General features: G+C 54.6%; 16 protein-coding genes. 1 reads left to right on the top strand and 15 read right to left on the bottom strand.

The window, feature by feature from the left end:
• Nucleotides 1-2: 2 nt before the first annotated feature.
• The 4 genes from BN3795_RS08455 to BN3795_RS08470 all read right to left on the bottom strand — a co-directional run bounded on the left by BN3795_RS08455 (nucleotide 3) and on the right by BN3795_RS08470 (nucleotide 5,802).
• A complete protein-coding gene (locus BN3795_RS08455) occupies nucleotides 3-1,553 on the bottom strand; it encodes a M23 family metallopeptidase (RefSeq protein WP_068784268.1) in 1,551 nt (516 codons plus the stop codon).
• 238 nt (nucleotides 1,554-1,791) lie between these two features.
• Nucleotides 1,792-2,523, bottom strand: coding sequence for a hypothetical protein (locus tag BN3795_RS08460; protein ID WP_068784269.1), 732 nt, complete (start codon nucleotides 2,521-2,523; stop codon nucleotides 1,792-1,794).
• A gap of 172 nt (nucleotides 2,524-2,695) precedes the next feature.
• Nucleotides 2,696-3,982 (bottom strand): adenylosuccinate synthase, encoded by a 1,287-nt coding sequence (locus tag BN3795_RS08465; protein ID WP_068784270.1) that lies wholly within the window; start codon nucleotides 3,980-3,982, stop codon nucleotides 2,696-2,698.
• A gap of 323 nt (nucleotides 3,983-4,305) precedes the next feature.
• Nucleotides 4,306-5,802 (bottom strand): MDR family MFS transporter, encoded by a 1,497-nt coding sequence (locus BN3795_RS08470; RefSeq protein ID WP_068784271.1) that lies wholly within the window; start codon nucleotides 5,800-5,802, stop codon nucleotides 4,306-4,308.
• Between the two features lie 170 nt (nucleotides 5,803-5,972).
• Between BN3795_RS08470 and BN3795_RS08475 the strand changes: the two genes are divergently transcribed.
• A complete protein-coding gene (locus tag BN3795_RS08475; protein ID WP_068784272.1) occupies nucleotides 5,973-6,662 on the top strand; it encodes a helix-turn-helix domain-containing protein in 690 nt (229 codons plus the stop codon).
• 103 nt (nucleotides 6,663-6,765) lie between these two features.
• Here BN3795_RS08475 and dnaB read toward each other — a convergent pair whose 3' ends face one another.
• The 11 genes from dnaB to BN3795_RS08530 form a co-directional block, all read right to left on the bottom strand.
• Complete coding sequence (gene dnaB, locus BN3795_RS08480; protein WP_068784273.1) at nucleotides 6,766-8,127, bottom strand: replicative DNA helicase; 1,362 nt, start codon at nucleotides 8,125-8,127, stop codon at nucleotides 6,766-6,768.
• A 1-nt stretch (nucleotide 8,128) separates the two neighbouring features.
• Nucleotides 8,129-8,572 (bottom strand): 50S ribosomal protein L9, encoded by a 444-nt coding sequence (rplI, locus tag BN3795_RS08485; protein WP_068784274.1) that lies wholly within the window; start codon nucleotides 8,570-8,572, stop codon nucleotides 8,129-8,131.
• Entirely contained in the window at nucleotides 8,569-10,551 is a 1,983-nt protein-coding gene (locus tag BN3795_RS08490; protein WP_068784275.1) for a DHH family phosphoesterase, read from the bottom strand. The genes rplI and BN3795_RS08490 overlap by 4 nt, the downstream gene beginning before the upstream one ends.
• An 11-nt stretch (nucleotides 10,552-10,562) precedes the next feature.
• Nucleotides 10,563-11,483, bottom strand: a complete 921-nt coding sequence (locus BN3795_RS08495) for a DUF2232 domain-containing protein (protein ID WP_068784276.1) — start codon at nucleotides 11,481-11,483, stop codon at nucleotides 10,563-10,565.
• 6 nt (nucleotides 11,484-11,489) lie between these two features.
• Nucleotides 11,490-11,792, bottom strand: coding sequence for a MazG-like family protein (locus BN3795_RS08500; protein ID WP_068784277.1), 303 nt, complete (start codon nucleotides 11,790-11,792; stop codon nucleotides 11,490-11,492).
• Between the two features lie 151 nt (nucleotides 11,793-11,943).
• Nucleotides 11,944-12,369: a CBS domain-containing protein gene (locus BN3795_RS08505; RefSeq protein WP_068784329.1), complete on the bottom strand. Its 426-nt coding sequence runs from the start codon at nucleotides 12,367-12,369 to the stop codon at nucleotides 11,944-11,946.
• Between the two features lie 167 nt (nucleotides 12,370-12,536).
• Complete coding sequence (locus BN3795_RS08510) at nucleotides 12,537-13,640, bottom strand: LCP family protein (protein ID WP_068784278.1); 1,104 nt, start codon at nucleotides 13,638-13,640, stop codon at nucleotides 12,537-12,539.
• Nucleotides 13,641-13,974: 334 nt separating this feature from the next.
• The gene (locus BN3795_RS08515; protein ID WP_068784279.1) at nucleotides 13,975-15,015 is read right to left on the bottom strand and encodes an ABC transporter ATP-binding protein; all 1,041 of its coding nucleotides are present in this window, start codon (nucleotides 15,013-15,015) and stop codon (nucleotides 13,975-13,977) included.
• Nucleotides 15,012-16,040, bottom strand: coding sequence for an ABC transporter ATP-binding protein (locus BN3795_RS08520; protein ID WP_068784280.1), 1,029 nt, complete (start codon nucleotides 16,038-16,040; stop codon nucleotides 15,012-15,014). The genes BN3795_RS08515 and BN3795_RS08520 overlap by 4 nt, the downstream gene beginning before the upstream one ends.
• Nucleotides 16,007-17,023: an ABC transporter permease gene (locus BN3795_RS08525; RefSeq protein ID WP_110945085.1), complete on the bottom strand. Its 1,017-nt coding sequence runs from the start codon at nucleotides 17,021-17,023 to the stop codon at nucleotides 16,007-16,009. The genes BN3795_RS08520 and BN3795_RS08525 overlap by 34 nt, the downstream gene beginning before the upstream one ends.
• The gene (locus tag BN3795_RS08530) at nucleotides 17,020-17,991 is read right to left on the bottom strand and encodes an ABC transporter permease (protein WP_068784281.1); all 972 of its coding nucleotides are present in this window, start codon (nucleotides 17,989-17,991) and stop codon (nucleotides 17,020-17,022) included. The genes BN3795_RS08525 and BN3795_RS08530 overlap by 4 nt, the downstream gene beginning before the upstream one ends.
• Between the last annotated feature and the right edge of the window lies 1 nt (nucleotide 17,992).

Here is a 17,992-nt window from a genome sequence, read left to right on the forward strand (position 1 = left end):
AATTACAGGTACTTCATCGGGTTCTGAATACTTCCGTTCTTGTGGATCTCGAAATGCAGATGCGTGCCGGTCGAACGCCCGGTGCTGCCCATGACGCCGATCTTGTCGCCTTTCTCGACGACTTGCCCTTTCTTCACGCTGGTCTTGCTCAGATGGCCGTACAGCGTTTCATAACCATTCTTGTGGTCGATGATGATCACGTTGCCGTAGCCTGTCTTCGTCCCGACGAACGACACGACACCGTCATCGGCGGCGAGAATGCTGCGGTTCGAGGACACCAGATCGACGCCTTTATGCGTCCGCCCCCAGCGTTCGCCATAACTGCTCGTCATCTTAGCGCTGGATACCGGCCAGGCAAACTGCCCGGTTCCTTCGCCCAGCACGACCTTCGTGCCGCGAACAACGATCTTTGGCGACGATTTCTTCGTCACTTCCTGGCCCAGCCATTCTTCATCCACGACCATGCCGTTTTCCTTCGTAATCCGGTACTCCATTGTCTTCAGCCCGCTGGCCCCCGGCGAGATCACCTTGGTCTCCCCCGCCCGCATGCTGGCGTTCGTCTTGACGATCACCTGCGGTTCAGTGACGATCTCCTCCATCACATGCTCCACCGTCCGAACCGTGAGGGCCGGCTGCATCGCCTTCACATTCAGCAGCGTTCCAATCTGCAGCGTCAACTCCTCAATCCCGGGGTTGTTCGCAAACAGCTCTTTCTGAGTCACCTCAAAACGGGCCGCAATCGACGAGATCGTGTCCCCTTCCTGTACCTCATACTGAATGGCTTCCTCGTCCCCCTGAAGGATCTTTCGTACCGCTTCCTCGGGACTCATCACCTTGTTCGGGTCGGATTTGACCTCTCCTTGCGCCACCTCTTCGGCAATTTCCACCGTTTCCAGGGTGGCGCTGGAGGCTTTCGTCTTAGCCCCCGTCGACGCGCTGCCGCCGGTCCGTTTCACTTTAGCGGCCAGCGTGCTGGCCTCCACATTCGGGGCGTATTGCGATTTAACCCGGTCCAGCACCTCCCGGGCCGCCGCCTGGTCTTTCACAACGGCAATGACCTTACCGTCTACCTTCAGCTCCACGCCTTTGGCAAATCCCGTCAGCATCCCGTACAGCTCGTTCAGTGTTGACTCTGCGTCAACCTCGGCCTTGTAGGCCTCTTCCGGTTTCGTCGTGATTACCTCGGTATTCACCGCCATGATCACGTCCGGGTATTTCTGTTTATATTCCTGCTCTTTCCGTTCAATCAGAGCTTGTAGTTGCGATTCGCTCGCGATCGTGCCAATTTCCTTCCCGCCAACGTAGACCCGGTAATAGGATACCGTATTGGCCTTGACGTACTGCTGCCCCGCCAAATAGACCGTACCGGCAATGAGCACCACCGCGGCCCCGGCCAGAGCGACCTTGCGGGATTTAAGAAGATAGGGCCACTTCCGTCCCGTTTCTGGTTCGGATGTCTCTGAATCGTTTTCCGGGCGGCTGTGTTGCTCTTGCGTCGAAGAAGTGTGATTTCCGCGCCACAGCTGCCAACGTTTTCCCGTAAAACCTTTCATACCGATCTCCTTTATTTATCGACTCGATTCGACTTAAAATGGTTTCAAAATTTTAACCTTTTGCCGCTATTGTTAACTTTAACACAGCCCAACAGGAGATTTCAACTTTGAAAAAAATGCAAACAACCCGCTTAACGAAGCGGGTTCTCACGGTTTTTGCGGCCCTCTGACCGAGTTTATAAATTTACAATCCTGTGAATGTTAACGCTGACATTCCCTGTCGACAAGCCATTTAGCGCTATTTTTTTAACAGTTCCATGACTTTGGCGTATTCGGTTTTATCCAAATATTTGGACAACATCTGCTCGATATTTATCATCTCCGTCTCCGTCAGTCCGCCCTCCAGCGCTTCGGTCAAAATTTGCATCTCCCCCTGCGGCAGCTTCTTCATGAGAATGGCGAAGATTTCCTCCTTCTGCGCATCGGGCAGCTCTTCCTTCTTGGCGACAAGGTCGTCCGGGGTCACCACCACCTGCTGGTCCTCGCCCAGCGCATCTCCGCCGCTCATTCCGCCCATGACCGGCAGGGCATCCTCCGGGGCGTCAGCATTCGCATCCGTCTCGTTCGCACCCTTGCCCGCACCCCCAGCTGGCGGAGTTCCGTTGCTGTCCGTCGTCTTCCCGGTCGAACCGGCAGGATTCTTTTCACTCGTGCCGGAGGTGTCTCCCAAGTTCCCCCCGGTTTTACCCGAGTCTGCATCGGCGACGGAGTCCCTGTCGACTTTGTCAGCGTCATCGCCTTGAGCCGCTCCCCCTTCCGCCTGATTCTCACGGTTGGAGGTCCCCCCGAATCCCAGCATTCCCTTCATGATCCCGCCGACGCTGGGAGCTTGCCCTGTAAGCGGCAGGTTATAACTGCTCATGAGCGATTGAATATACGAATTGACAATGTATCCCGTCGTGACAACGGTCAATAGGCTGACCGCTACGATCGTTATGCATAATTTCAGAATCCATCCGAGCCATTTCATCGTTTTGTCCTCCTACGGCCTCAGAATCTAGTCTCTCAACCTCCAGTATGGACGGAGAAACCCGATTTCAACCTTAGCAGGGGCCAAATCTAGATAAAGAAACCGCCGGCAGAGCGATGTTTCCATCCTCTATCGGCGGCTCGTTGCATGATTCGTAGTCTACAATTCTTCGTTACTCGTAAATCGGCAAGACTTGATTGGTTTGGCTGCGGTTGCGTCCAACTGAGAAGATCGCGATCGGCACCCCCGTCAGCTCGGATACGCGGCGAACGTAATTGCGGGTCGTCTCCGGGAGCTCCTCCAGCGTTTTCGCACCGGAGATGTCCTCCGACCAGCCCGGCATTTCTTCGTACACCGCTTCGCATTCGGCAAGCATCTTCAGACTGGCCGGGTAGTGCGTAATGATCTCGCCGCGATATTTATAACCGGTGCAGATCTTTACGGTTTTCAGCCCGGTCAACACATCGAGGGAGTTGAGCGACAGCCCGGTCAGCCCGCTGACGCGGCGCGTATGGCGAACAACAACGCTGTCGAACCAGCCTACCCGGCGCGGACGCCCGGTTACCGTCCCGTACTCGTGGCCGGTTTCGCGAATCAGGTCGCCAACCTCGTCGAACAGCTCGGTTGGGAACGGACCGTCACCGACCCGGGAGGTGTATGCCTTGGCCACGCCGATGATCTGGTGGATCTTCGTAGGTCCCACCCCGCTGCCGTTGCAGACCCCGCCTGCCGACGGATTGGACGACGTCACGAACGGATAGGTGCCTTGGTCGATGTCGAGCATCACGCCTTGCGCCCCCTCGAACAACACCTTCTGACCGGCATCAATCGCGTCGTTCAAGATCACCGACGTATCGGCTACGTACGGACGAATGATTTCCGCATACTCCAGATACTTCTGCAGCACTTCTTCCACGTCCAGCGGCTGCCCGCCATAGACGGTTTCGATCAGATGGTTCTTCTCCTTCATGATCAGGCGCAGCTTCGTCTCGAATTCTTCCGCGTCCAATAAATCGGCAATCCGAATCCCGCTGCGGGAGGCTTTATCCATATAAGCCGGCCCGATCCCCTTCTGGGTCGTCCCGATCTTGTTCTCGCCCTTGCGCTCTTCCTCCAAAGCATCCAAGACCAAATGATACGGCAAAATGACGTGAGCCCGGTCGCTGATCACCAGATTCTTCGCACTGAACCCGTTCTCCTCCACATAGTTGATCTCTTCGATCAATGCGGCCGGATTAATGACCACGCCGTTCCCAATCACACAACGTTTATTTTGATTGAAGATGCCTGACGGAATCAAGGTGAGTTTGTACTTCTTGCCGTCGATAAGAATGGTGTGACCGGCATTGTTGCCGCCTTGATAACGGGCCACCACATCGGCGCTTTCCGCCAAGAAATCCGTGATTTTACCTTTACCTTCGTCTCCCCATTGCGTTCCCACAATGACTACCGTTGACATGTACATTCCCCCGCCCGGTGCGTCAAGCACCTGTATTTAAGCATTACAAAAAGACAGCCTTCCCATAGTTGATGGCTCCCGCCCGCAACCCCTAGGCCGATCCAACATTTCCAACTTGTTGTATACGCTAACAACGTGATCTCTGCCGTTCAATCGCAATTAATCATCGCTTTAACGCAGCAATACCAGTTTAACAGTGTCTATTTTTAAAGTCAAATTGAAAAACGAACGATTTAAAGGTACCATTTTACAAATGTTCGGAATTATTGCATGAATGCGTTTGAAGCCCGGTTTCCTTCCCCTAGATGCAGCCTTAATCCTCGTCACATGGCGGATTCGGATTCTTTTTTCGATAACACCTCCTTCTTCAGAAACCAGCAGAGGAAAAAGGCAGCGACGGTAAACCATAATGAGACAGTAAAAATATTTTGAAAGGCACCGACAAACACCGTCTGCACTTGGGTCAGCAAATCCGAATTCAAGTCTTGGGGAATTCCGCCGCTTGCGATTTGACTAACCGTATCCGCCGGAAGCTGGTCCGCAAGCCCGGTAACCCCGTCCTCGATCTGCCGGGCGAGCATACTGCCATACACGCTGAGGCCGATCGTGGTTCCGAGAGATTGGAACAGTTGCACCGTCCCGAGGGCAATGCCGCTATGCTCCTTATCGACCGATTCCTGCACGATCAAATTATCTGAGCCGAACAGCGCGCCAAACCCTATGCCGAGAACGAAAAACGTAACAATGACGTACAACACGGTCGTGGTAATCCCGAGCTTTGACAACAGAAAGAAGCTGATGATCGGAAGTATGAAACAGATGATGAATATAGACCGGTAGGGAAGCCTAGTAATCAGGAACCCGTTCAGGAGGCTGGAGGGAACCACGCCCGCCATAAAAGCCAGCATAAGATAACCGGCCTCCGTTGGCGTTAATCCCATCACATTTTGGGCATAGAGCGGAAACGCCGAAGTGCTGCCCATTGCCCCGAGCATCAAAATGAACACAAGCAGAGACATCACGACAATATTGCGGTTTCGAAACAAATGTAGCGGAATCAGAGGTTCCTTGGCCTTAGATTCGATGCGGACAAACCCAACAATCAAAAGTGCGGATAATAAGAGCAGACCGACGATCACTGGGGACGACCATGTAAATCCTTGATGGTCGACCAGAACCGGAGTCAACAGCAGGGCAAGGAGGGCGAGTATCAGCGTGGCTGCTCCTCCCCAATCGATTTTCCTGCTTTCGCTCCCCCGGGATTCGCGCATACCGAAGGAAAGTATCGTTGCCGCGATGACCCCAACGGGAATATTGATCAAGAATACCCAGTGCCAGCTGACGTGTTCTACGAAATAACCGCCAACGGTTGGACCCAATAGCTGGGGCAAAATCAAGAACGGCCCGATCAGGCTCTGAATTCTGGCCCTTTGTTCCAGCGGATAGGCGTCGCCGATCATCGCGAGCGCAATCGGCATCAGTCCGCCGGCGCCGATGCCCTGAATGCCGCGACCGGTCAGCAGCACTCCTATTGAGGGAGCCATACCACTGATGAGCGATCCCAAAATGAATAGCCCCATACAGAATAGGTAAATGCGTTTACGTCCATATAAATCGGCAAGTTTACTCAGAATGGGCATAAACATCGATGCCGCAAGCATATAAATGCCGGGCACCCAACCGTAGAACGCCAGTCCATGCAACTGCCGAATCATGCTCGGCATTGCCGTCGAAACGACGGTTTCATCCAGCTCGGCGAAGATCAAACCGGTGAATACACCAATCAACATCAGGCTTCTGTGATTTTTTACCCGTATCATTGTATCGTTTCTCCCCTTTACCCTATTTTGTTTACTGGAAACATTTATGTTTACAGGAATCAATATACGCCTTTGTTTCCTTAACGTCAATTATGTTTCCGGGAAACTTTATGGTCTCGTGGTATTTTTGCTATACTGGGGATAGTAAAATGACTAAGGGAGATTAGCTCATGAACCCGTCAAAATCATTCAAAGATGATTTAATTATTCAGATTATGGATACGACCGATAAACTGCAGAGACGTTTCCAAACGGAAGGCGTGGATGAAGAGCGAAGTTGGATGCTCCAGCAAACGGATAACCCTGCGGTAATCTCCTTCTTGAAGCGTTCAACTATGATGATGCTTCATGTCATTGATGCGATCGTTGCGCTGGAGCCGGTAAACGGCATTCGGATATCCTTGCATTTGGGAATTCCCCGGGGGAGCGTTTCCAAAATTACGAGAAGGCTGGTCCAAGAGAATATAATTCAAATGGAGTATCTGCCTGACAATAAGAAAAAAATTATGTTTCGCACCACACCTTTTGGGAAGGAAGTTTCCAAGGTTCATCAGGCGCTGCATCAGCACGTAGAGAGGAACGTCCATGCCTTGTTAAACAGATATACTCCTGAACAATTGGCTTTCCTCGCCCAGGTGCAGAGGGACATATTAAATACGTCGTTGGTAAAGGAGGAGCTGACATCCGTCCAGGGGGGGCAGCCTTCAGTTGCGGAGAAGCAGCCTGCGACAGTGGCGAGAGATGGTCTGGATGATTCGTTGCGGGACATTGAGGACATGCTTCATCGGTTGGATTCGGCCAATCTAAGCAAGGCCAAAAATCTGCTGCAAGTCGTATTCTTTACCGGCAACGATGGATGACGCATCCCCTGCTTTCCGAGCAGCACGAAAAAAGGTCCACGGTATCCCGTGGGCCCTTTCAATTTCTATGAAAATGAATCCTTTTGTCCGTAAGATAGATCGCTTAGCCGGCAAACGCATCCGCATGCGCCCGCTCATAATTGGCAAACTTGTTAAAGTTCTTGAGGAATACCAGCTCGACCGTCCCGACCGGGCCGTTCCGCTGCTTGGCGATGATGATCTCGATGATATTCTTCTTCTCGGTCTCCTGATTATAATAATCGTCCCGGTACAGGAACGCTACGATATCGGCGTCCTGCTCGATCGATCCGGATTCCCGAAGGTCGGACATCATCGGACGCTTGTCCTGCCGCTGCTCGACCCCCCGGCTTAACTGGGACAAGGCGATGACCGGCACTTCCAGCTCCCGGCCGATTTGCTTCAGTGTCCGGGAGATTTCCGAGACCTCCTGCTGCCGGTTCTCGCCGGGTTTGCCCCGGCCCTGGATCAACTGCAGGTAGTCGATGACGATCATGCCCAGGCCGCGTTCCTTCTTGAGCCGGCGGCATTTCGCCCGGATATCGGCCACCGTGATCCCCGGGGTATCGTCGATATAAATCTCCGCCTCCGACAAGGCGGCGATGCCCATTGTTAGCTTCGACCAATCGTCATCGCTCTTGAAGTCCCCGGTTCGCATCACGCTGGCGTCGAGGTTGGCTTCGGCGCAGATCATCCGCTGCACCAGCTGGGCCGCGGACATCTCCAGACTGAAGATCGCCACGGTCTCTTTGGCGCGCACCGCTACGTTCTGCGCGATATTCAAGGCAAACGCCGTCTTACCTACGGAAGGCCGCGCCGCTACGATAATTAAGTCGCTGCGCTGGAATCCCGCCGTCATTCGGTCCAAGTCGACGAACCCGGACGGAATCCCGGTCGTCGTTCCGCGATTCTGGTGCAGCATCTCGACGCGATCGAACACTTCCATCAGCACGTCGCGGATCGCAATAAATCCGCTGCCCGAGCGGCGGTTGGAAATCTCCAGAATACGCCGCTCGGCATCGCTGAGCATGTCGGCCACGTCTTCGCCGCCGGTATACCCGTCGCTGACGATTTGCGTTGCCGTACGGATCAACCGCCGCAGCATTGACTTCTCTTCGATAATGCGCGCGTAGTAATCGACGTTGGCCGCCGTTGGTACGGCATGAGCCAGCTTGGCCAAGTAGCTGACGCCGCCGATCTCCTCGAGCTCGCCGCGGTCCTTCAGCTTGGCGGTTAACGTGACGAGGTCGATCGGCTTGCCTTCCTCGCCCAGTTGAACCATCGCTTCAAAGATCAACTGATGGGGCTTATCATAGAAATCCTCGGTCCGCACCCGCTCCATCGCGGAGATGAGCGCTTCCGACTGCAGCAATACGGCCCCGAGTACCGCTTGCTCGGCTTCTAAGTTTTGCGGGGGGATCCGGTCAAAAAACAGATCGCCGCTCATCTTATTCCTCCGTGACGTGAACCTTAAGCGTCGATTTCACTTCCGGATGAAGCTTCACCGGCACCTGAGTGACGCCCAGCGTCCGGATCGGATCATGCATTTCGATTTTGCGCTTATCCAGCTTCACGCCGAGTTTCTCCAGCGCCTCTGCCACTTGCTTGCTGGTAATCGCACCGAACAGGCGGCCGCCTTCGCCGGCTTTCGCCTTCAACTGCACGGTCATCTCTTCCAGCTTCTTGCCGAGCTGGATCGCCTCTTCCTTCTCTTGAGCCTTACGCTTCTGCTCGGACGCCGTTTGCTGCTCCAGCGTCTTCACGTTGCCTTCCGTCGCCGGACGAACCAGACCGCGCGGCATCAGGAAGTTCTGCGCATAACCTTCCGATACGTCTTTGATTTCCCCTTTTTTCCCTTGGCCTTTGACATCCTTCAAAAAGATCACTTTCATTCGAACAACCCCTCTTCCTTCTCTATTTCATCCAGTACGGCGAGCAGCCTTTTCTCCGCTTCCGCCTGGGTTCCTTCCAACTGAACCGCTGCATTGGTCAAATGTCCCCCGCCGCCCAGCCGCTCCATGACCACCTGCACGTTCATGCTCCCGAGCGAGCGGGCGCTGATTCCGATCAGGCCATCCGGCCGTTCGCTGATGACGAACGAAGCCAGGACGCCGGTCATGTTCAGCAGCGTATCCGCCACCTGAGCGATCAACAGCTGCGGAATTTTGCGGTTCTCCTCCGTCACCGCCAAGGCGATATGCCCATGAATCATGCGGGCGTGCTTGATGATGTCGGCCTTGGCGATGTACTCCTGCAGGTCTTCCTTCAGCAACCGCTGCACCATCACCGTGTCTGCCCCGTTGCGGCGGAGGAACGCGGCGGCTTCAAACGTCCGCGAGCCGGTATGGAGCGCGAAATGCTTCGTATCGACGGTGATGCCCGCCAGCAGTGTCGTGGCTTCCAGCGGGCTGAGCTCCACCTTCTCGTGAATATACTGCAGCAGCTCGGTGACGAGCTCGCAGGCCGAGGAGGCGTAAGGCTCCAGGTAGACGAGCACCGCATCGGCCACGAATTCCTCGCCGCGGCGATGGTGGTCGACCACCACCACGCGGCTTGCTTCTTCCACCAACCGCGGCTCCATCGTGATGGAGGCCTTGTGCGTATCAACGAGCACGAGCAGCGTGTGCTCGGTCATCAGATTCAGGGCCTGCTCCGGGGAGATAAACCGCCGGACCAGGGCCTCTTCTTTGCCGATGCGCTCCATCAGGCGCTCGATGCCCGGGTTCGAGCCATCCAGCACGATGTGGGCCTCGACCTTGTACATATCGGCGGCCTTCAGCACGCCGATGGAGGCGCCGATCACGTCGAGGTCCGGCACGCGATGGCCCATGATGATGACGCGGTCGCTCTCCTGCATCAAATCGCGCAGGGCATGCGCGATGACGCGGGCGCGGACGCGCGTCCGCTTCTCTATGGCGCCGGATTTGCCGCCATAGAAGGACAACCGCTGACCGGCCTTGACGGCGGCCTGGTCGCCCCCGCGGCCGAGCGCCATATCCAAGCTGGACTGGGCGAGTTCGCCCAGCTCGCTGAAGCGCTCGGCACCAAACGCGAGGCCGATGCTGAGCGTGATCGGCACCTTCAGGTCCGCGGTCATCTCGCGGACCTCGTCCAAGATCACGAACCGGCTTTGCTCCAGTTCGTCCAGCGATTTCTGATTCAGAATCATCAGATATCGCTCGGAGGACAGCCGCCGCAGGTACACGCGGTACTGTTTGGCCCATTCCGTGATCGCCGTCGCCACGCGGGCGATCAGCGCGGTCCGCTGCTGGTCGTCCATCCCCTGGGTGGCTTCGTCCAGATTGTCCAGCAGCACGATGCCGAGCGCGGCCCGTTCGTCTTCATACCGGCTGCGCAGCACGGCCAGCTCCGTCATGTCGTGAATGTAAATGAGCCGCTCGTTAGCATCCACGGTCAGCTCGTAATACCGCTCCCCAACCTTCATTTCCACGGAGGTTCGGGCGCCGCCCCCGTCCTTCTTATCCCGGCTAGGCGCGGGCAGCTGCGGCAGCAGCTCGGACAGCGGCAAGCCTACGACGGAATCCTTGCCGTACATGCCGGTCACGAAATGGTTATGCCATTCGACCGTCCGCTCTTCGCTGTAGAGCATCAGGCCGAACGGCAGCTTGCTGACCGCTTCGCCTTCCACCCGTTTGATGCGATAGTTCAAATCCGTCACATAGCGAATCAGCTCTCTGCGGAACTGCCGCTCCGCCCGCAGCATGCCGTAGGTCAGCACGCCGACGAGGCACAAGCAGACCAGCCCCAAAATCCAGTTAAAGTAGGAGACGAAGATGACGAGCAGCAACTGAAGCATGAACATCCATACGGTCTGGTAACCGTACCAACGTTTTTGCAGAATATTAGGCATGCCTTCTCACCCTATCGTCTTGATCTCGTAATCATATCCCGCAGCGGAAACGCAATATCCAGAATCCCCACGATCCGCAGCGGCGGAATGAACAACATCGCCACGATCAGCAGGATGGGAATCACCGGATTCCACTTGCGGTGATAGGCCGCAAAGAAGAAGAAGCTTGCCGTTTGCACCATAAAGAGAAATTGCAGCAGCGGCATCAAGTTCAGCAAAATCGTGCCCATGAACCCCTGCGTTACGGATTCACCGCCGAACCATTGCAACAGCACGCCGATCAGATAGTACCAAATCAGCGAACGCGGCAGGCGCCAATCGCGAACCGGCGGCAGCTTCGGCACGGCATGCCCCAAGCTGGACAACGTCGGCCGGGAGATGGCATGGGCCACCGCGGCGATCAAGAGGGAGCAGACGATCATCGTAAACGGAATCATCCGGACCGTCAGGCTGGAGAATTGCTGACTCATCTCCGGCGACCAGACGATCCCGCCCGTCAGCGAGCTGTCAGCAACGTTCGTGAACGGAGCCATCGCCGTATTCACGAGATCTTCGATCGCGCTGGCCAGATTGAAGTCGAAGAAGACCGTACTGATCAGAAGGATCAGCAAAAATTCCAGCAGAATGGTGCCCGCCCCCGCCATCACCGTGCGGAAAGCCGGGCCTCTTTTCTTATAGAGATAGCCCATGATGATGGAAGGAATGATAAAATACACGGCCTGCAGCAAAATCAGCGGTCCGAAAATCAGCGAAGCTGCCAGCCAGACCACCGCCACGTGCACAAGAAACGCCCTTGTCGATAAAGTCGTATACAGCAAGATGCCCGGTACGATCAGAAAAAACATCGTAATCACGGTAAGCGGAGTTGCAAGTGACAACAGGAGCAGCAAATATGCGGCGCTCCAGGCCACCGATGTCCAGCGTAACTTCAAATGGGTTCACCTCTTACGCATATGTTCTTCCAGAGTAGAAATATCTTGATACCAATCCTCGAGCTGGTGACCCTCCTGCTTATGTTTTCTCAGTTTTTCCAAGATGCTGTCATCCATATCCCGATAGGAAACCCCGAGTCTCCGCCCCAAAATATAACTGCTGACGATCAGGCTGGCAAGACTGTCCGTTACCCGTGTCGTGCTGCCTTCCCATAATGCCTTAAACAAACGGGATACGTGATCGACTACTTCCGTTTTGAGCCATTCAATCACCTTGGCACGTTTGGCCACATCCATTTCCTTATGCATGGCGGACAGCTTCCACCCTCCTATAAGTTTTGTGAGCAAGGCTTCCACGAGAGAGCTTCGCACAAAACCCGCTTTGGAAGCACTACTTCAATCGCTTTATTCTTCATTATAGCATAATGCAATTGCGGCAAAAGACGCAAACCCATAGGATTTATGGGGTCTGTGCCGTATTTCGGGTTACGAACTTCTCGCAATACTCGATAATTTGGCTGCGCCGAACGATGCCGATAAACCGGCCCCGGTCATCAACCACCGGCACGAAGTTCTGTACCTTCGCCAGATTGATCAGGTCCTCCATATCGGCGTCGATCCGCACGGGCTTGATATCCATCTTGAGCGGCACGTCCTTCAGCAGAAATTTTGAAGCGGTCTCAAAATTGATTCTGCCGTTCGAATTTTTCATGTGCCACAATAAATCGCCTTCCGTAACCGTGCCGACATAAGCCCCGTCGTGGTCGATAATCGGCACCGCCGTATACCGGTGAAACTCCATCCGCTCCAACGTTTGCCGTAAAGTGGAATCCAGCGTCACCGTCACTACATCATTTTTCGGAAGCAAAAAAAACGCTATATTCATGAGAACAGAATCCTCCTCATCCTTCATTCAGACTCCCCTATTTGATACGTTTCGAAACCGGATATGTTCCGGGACGCGCTGCGTGAAATCGGCAGCCGGAATACCGGACTGCCGAGGTCTAAAGGATTTCTATAAATCGGTTTAATCTAAACTATGATGCCCGAAGATCACTCATTCTTGCTGCCTACGGGTTTGTTGCCGTTGTCCGATGGGTTGTTTTGCCCGGTCTCCGCCTTCTCGGCATCCCGGGACTCTGGCGTAATCAGAGCGGAGGCTTCCGTCTCCGGGTTCAGCCAGTTGTCGATCATCTCTTTGGCAAAGTCCACATCTTCCTCGTTAGCCTTATCGTAGTAGATGCCATTGAGCCGCATTCCCTTGCCCATGATCGTAAAACCGCTGATTTGCGGGGTCGCATCGCCCAGCAGCACTTGCTTGGATAAATCAATGATTTGGCTCGGCGGCAAATCCGTCTTAAAATTATCGCCCATCAGGTTCATTAATTCAGGAATTTTTGTCACTTGATCCAGCTTCAACATCCGATTGACCATGGCATTTAAGAACACCTGATGCCGCTTCGTCCGATTAAAGTCGCTGTCCTCGCGGTAGCGGACGAAGTTGAGCGCCTCGGTCCCGTCGTACAGCGGTTTGCCTGCCTTTATCGTAAACTTCTCATGGTCGGCTTGTTTATTGACGATGTCCTTCGTGATTGGCAGCTCCACGCCGCCAAGGGCGTCCACAATGTCCCGTACACCCTGAAAATTGATCGCGGCGTAGTTGTCAACCGGATATCCGATGAAATGCTCTACGGTGTCCTTAGCCATCTTCTCTCCGCCAAAAGCATAGGCGTGATTGATCTTGTCTTCCTTATCCTTGCCAACGATCTCCGTATAGGTGTCGCGGGGGATAGAGATCAGCAGCACCTTCGCATCCTCCGGCCGCACCACCGCGTAAATCACCGTATCCGAGCGGGCCGGCTCATTTTTCCGTTGATCCACCCCGAGCAGCAGCATACTGAACGGCTCGATCTTCTGTTCCTTCTGATCCTGCGGTTCCACCGGTTTCGCTTCTTCCCCTTCAAGCGGAGAATACGAGCGTTCCAAGGTCTGCTCGACCTTGCCCGATAGGAACAAATCAAAGGCCATTACGGCAAGGGGTTTGCGGAACAAATATCCCCCCGCTCCGACGATGAATAGGATGACCAATGAGATCACTGCGATTTTCTTGCGATTTGTCTTCGGTTTCGTCTTCTGCCTTTTCTGTCGTTCAAGCATTGTTCTACGCCTCCATTGCTATTCTGGTTTGTCTCGTCACTCTCATCTATGAGTTCATCGCTCATCTACTAATTCGACCATTCTACTATTTCCGACGATTCTACATTTCATTTCTACGTCTATCCTTATTCATCAAAAAAACAACTCTACCGCTTCGTACTATAACACATCGGGGAATTCGGGTACAACAATGCGTTACATGCAGATGCTGGTCAATCAACCAGACTGGCTTGGAATCGGAAAGTGGAGGCAAAAAAAGAGAGGCCCGCTCCTTCCGGAGATTGGACCTCTCCCTTCAACTATTGTAGTCTTGTTTGCTAGAGCTGCCGCCGCTTTAGGACAACGGTGTCCCGGGCTGCAGCGGGAAATGACAGGCCACCTGACGACCCGGGGCTGCCTCTACCAACTGCGGTTCTACCTGGGAGCAACGCTCTTGGGCGAATGGACAGCGAGTGTGAAAACGGCAGCCCGAAGGCGGATTGGCCGGGGATGGGACGTCGCCTTGCAGCACGATCCGCTCTTGCTTCCGCCCCGGCATCGGCTTCGGAATGGCCGACAACAAGGCAGCGGTATACGGATGGAGCGGGGCAGCAAATAACGTCTCCGTCTCCCCGACTTCCACCAGCTTGCCCAGATACATCACTCCAACCCGATCGGAAATATGTCGGACGACATTGAGACCATGGGCGATAAACAGGAACGTTAACCCCAATTCCCGTTGCAGCTTCATCAACAGGTTGATTACCTGTGATTGTACGGATACGTCGAGTGCGGATACCGCTTCATCCGCCACGATGAACTTGGGATTGAGCGCAATTGCCCGGGCAATACCGATACGCTGCCGCTGCCCGCCGGAGAATTCGTGCGGGTATCGATTGCGCCGGCTCGCATCTAATCCGACCAGTTCCATCAATTCGACAACCCGTGCATCAATCTGCTTGGGTGACAGGTTGCGGTGCACGCGCAAGGGCTCCCCGATGATATCTTTGACCAGAAAGCGCGGGTTCAAGGAACCAAACGGATCCTGGAAGATGATCTGCATCTCTTCGCGAAGTTTCCGCAGTTCTTGCCCCCGTAAAGCATGAATATCCCGGCCTTGATACATCACTTCGCCCTCTGTAGCTCCTTGCAGGCGAAGGATAACGCGCCCTAAGGTAGACTTGCCGCAGCCGGATTCCCCAACCAGCCCGAAGGTTTCCCCTTGGCGAATCGCCAGGGATACATCGTCTACCGCCTTCACTTGGCCGACCACTCGGCTGAGCAGGCCCTTGTGAATCGGGAAATATTTCTTGATCCCGCGGATATCTACCAATATCTCACTCGTGCTCAAGCCGGCCGATCGCTTCTCTTCAATATTCGCTGTATCTGTGATCATGCGGGCTTCACCTCATCTCTGCCGCTGGGGTCTTCGCCCGTGCGCACCGGCTTATCCTCGTAAAGCCAGCAGGCGGCGCGATGGTCTGCTCCGATCATAAATTCCGGCGGTTCTTTCTGCCGGCATACCTCCGCCGCATGCGGGCAGCGAGGATGGAATCGGCAGCCCGTTGGCAGTTGACCGATCGGCGGAATGGTTCCCTGGATCGTATACAGCTCTCCTCCCCGCTCCCCTTCAAAACCCGGGATCGATTGGAGCAGTCCCACCGTGTACGGGTGGCTGGGCTGATTGAAGATGTCCTCCACCGGCCCCTCTTCGACGATCGCCCCCGCGTACATGACCGCCACCCGGTCTGCCATTTCCGCAGCCACGCCCATATCATGCGTGATCAGCAGGATGGACATCCCAAGCTCGGCTTGCAGCTTCCGCAGCAAATCGAGGATTTGCGCCTGCACCGTGACGTCCAGCGCGGTCGTCGGTTCGTCGGCGATCAGCAGCTCCGGATTGCAGGCTAAGGCGATGGCAATAACGACCCGCTGGCACATCCCGCCCGACAATTCGTGCGGGTACTGCTTGGCGCGAATCTCCGGGGCAGGGATGCCAACCAGCCTCAGCAGGTCAACAGCCATGCTCCAGGCCTCATCTGCGGATTTATCCTGATGAAGCCGCAAGCTTTCGGCGATTTGTTCCCCTACGGTAAAGACCGGATTCAGTGCCGACATGGGATCCTGAAAGATCATGGCGATTTGGTTGCCGCGAATCCGCCGCATGTCTTCCTGCTTCTTGCCGGCCAGCTCCTGTCCGCGGAATGAAATGCTCCCCTCCAGGATCATTCCTCCGGCATAGTCAATCAGCCGCATGACCGCGAGCGAGGTGACGCTCTTGCCACTGCCCGATTCTCCAACCAGGCATACCGTCTGTCCCTTGCTTATGGATAACGAGATCCGGTCCGTGGCCTTGACGACGCCATTCTCCGTCAAGAATCCCGCCGTCAGTTTCCGGATTTCGAGAAGTTTCTCCGCCATTTTGCCAGCCTCCTCCGGGATTTGTTCAGATTCTGTCTTGGATCCAGCGCATCGCGGATGCCATCGCCGATGAAGTTTACCGCAAGGACGACGATCAAGATACACAAGCCAGGATAAACGGCCTGCATTTTATCTACCAGCATGAATTCCTGCGCATTGCTCAGCATCAGCCCCCAGCTGGTTGCCGGCGGTTGGATGCCCAAACCGAGATAGGACAAGGCCGATTCACTTAGAATCGCCGCCCCTACCATCAACGTGGCGTTTACGATAATGGGGAATGTCGAGTTCCGCAGCAAATGGCGGAAGATGATGCCCGTATTGGATACTCCAATCGCACGAGCCGCCTCCACGTATTGCATTTCCCGCAATTGAAGGAAGTTCCCCCGCACCAGCCGGGCGATGCTCATCCAGCTGGTAAAAGCCAAGATCATGATCATATATTTGATTTCCGAACCAAAGATCGCAAGCACCAAGATGTTAAGGAACAACGTAGGTACCGAGTTCATCACGTCAACGATCCGCATAAATATGGTATCGATCCACCCGCCGAAATAACCGGACAACGCACCGATAATCGACCCGATCACGACAGAAGCCAAGGCCACGGAAAAACCGATTAATAAGGAAACTCTCGCGCTATACAGAAGCCTCGTGAATACGTCACGCCCCAATTCGTCCGTACCGAGCAGATGCCCCTCGGCCCCTGCCGGGAGATTCGGGAACATCATATCGATCTTTGCCGGATCGTACTTGGTAAGCCATGGCGCAAATATGGCGGACAGAATAAAAATCAGCAACACCCCTAATCCGGTCATCGCGTAGGGATTATGCGAGAACTTCTTCCATAACAGGGCCCAAGGGCCCAAGGGTTTCTTGGCAGGAGGCACAGCTGCCGTCCCTTTAAGATCAGGCGCTTGATTGGGTTCGGGAGTTAACGCGTCCGGAGACGTTCTCGGCGATATTGTTACTTTCATATCACTCATGCGGCCTTCGTCCCCTTTCCTCCCAATTTCACCCGAGGGTCTACAATGGCGTACAGAATGTCCGCCAGCAAACTACCAAGGACAACGACGACAGCGGTGACAATCGTAATTGCCATCAGTACGGAATATTCCCGTGCCGTTGCCATCTCGACGTAAAGGCGCCCCATCCCCGGCCAGTTAAACACATTTTCTGTGAGGGCTGCGCCACCCACAAGCAGCGGCAAGTCCAATCCTAATATCGTAATAATCGGGATTAGTGCATTACGCAAGGCGTGCCGGAACACGACCTTTCTTTCCTTAACGCCCTTTGCACGAGCCGTACGGATGTAATCCTGCTCCAACACCTCCAACATACTAGCTCGAGCGTATTTAATATAGGAAGCAAGAAAACCAAGAGAAAGCACCGTAACCGGAAGCACTAAATGCATAAATAAGTCGGCGATACTGCCCTCTTTGCCGCGGCTGTGCATGTCCGAAAGCGGGAACCAATCCAGACCGAGAGATAACCATTGCTGCAGCAGGATACCGAACCAGAACGTCGGCATGGCAAAGCCTAGATAAGAGATAAAAGAAGCCGTCTGATCTGACAACCCGTATTCTTTCGTACTGTTGTAAATCCCCCAAGGAAGGGCAATTACAAGGGTAAGCAGCCAAGCCGAACCCATCAGAATTAACGTATTGCCAATCCGCGGCCACAGCAAATCGCCAACAGGAAGGTGGTTTTTGAACGTATATCCCAAATCGCCCTGAAGCAAATCGCCAATCCACCGGACATATTGCACGGGGATCGGTTGATCCAGCCCCATATTACGCTTTTGCTGCTCGAACGCTTCCGGCGACAATCCCGGGGCAAGCATGACTTGGGTCGGTCCGCCCGGTGCCGCATGGATCAGCAGGAAGGTGACGATGGTGATCAAAAAAATGACCAGAACCGATTGCAGCAAGCGCCGGATCAGATATTCTGTCATT

The organism is Paenibacillus phocaeensis (assembly GCF_900021165.1).
Taxonomy (GTDB): domain Bacteria; phylum Bacillota; class Bacilli; order Paenibacillales; family Paenibacillaceae; genus Fontibacillus; species Fontibacillus phocaensis.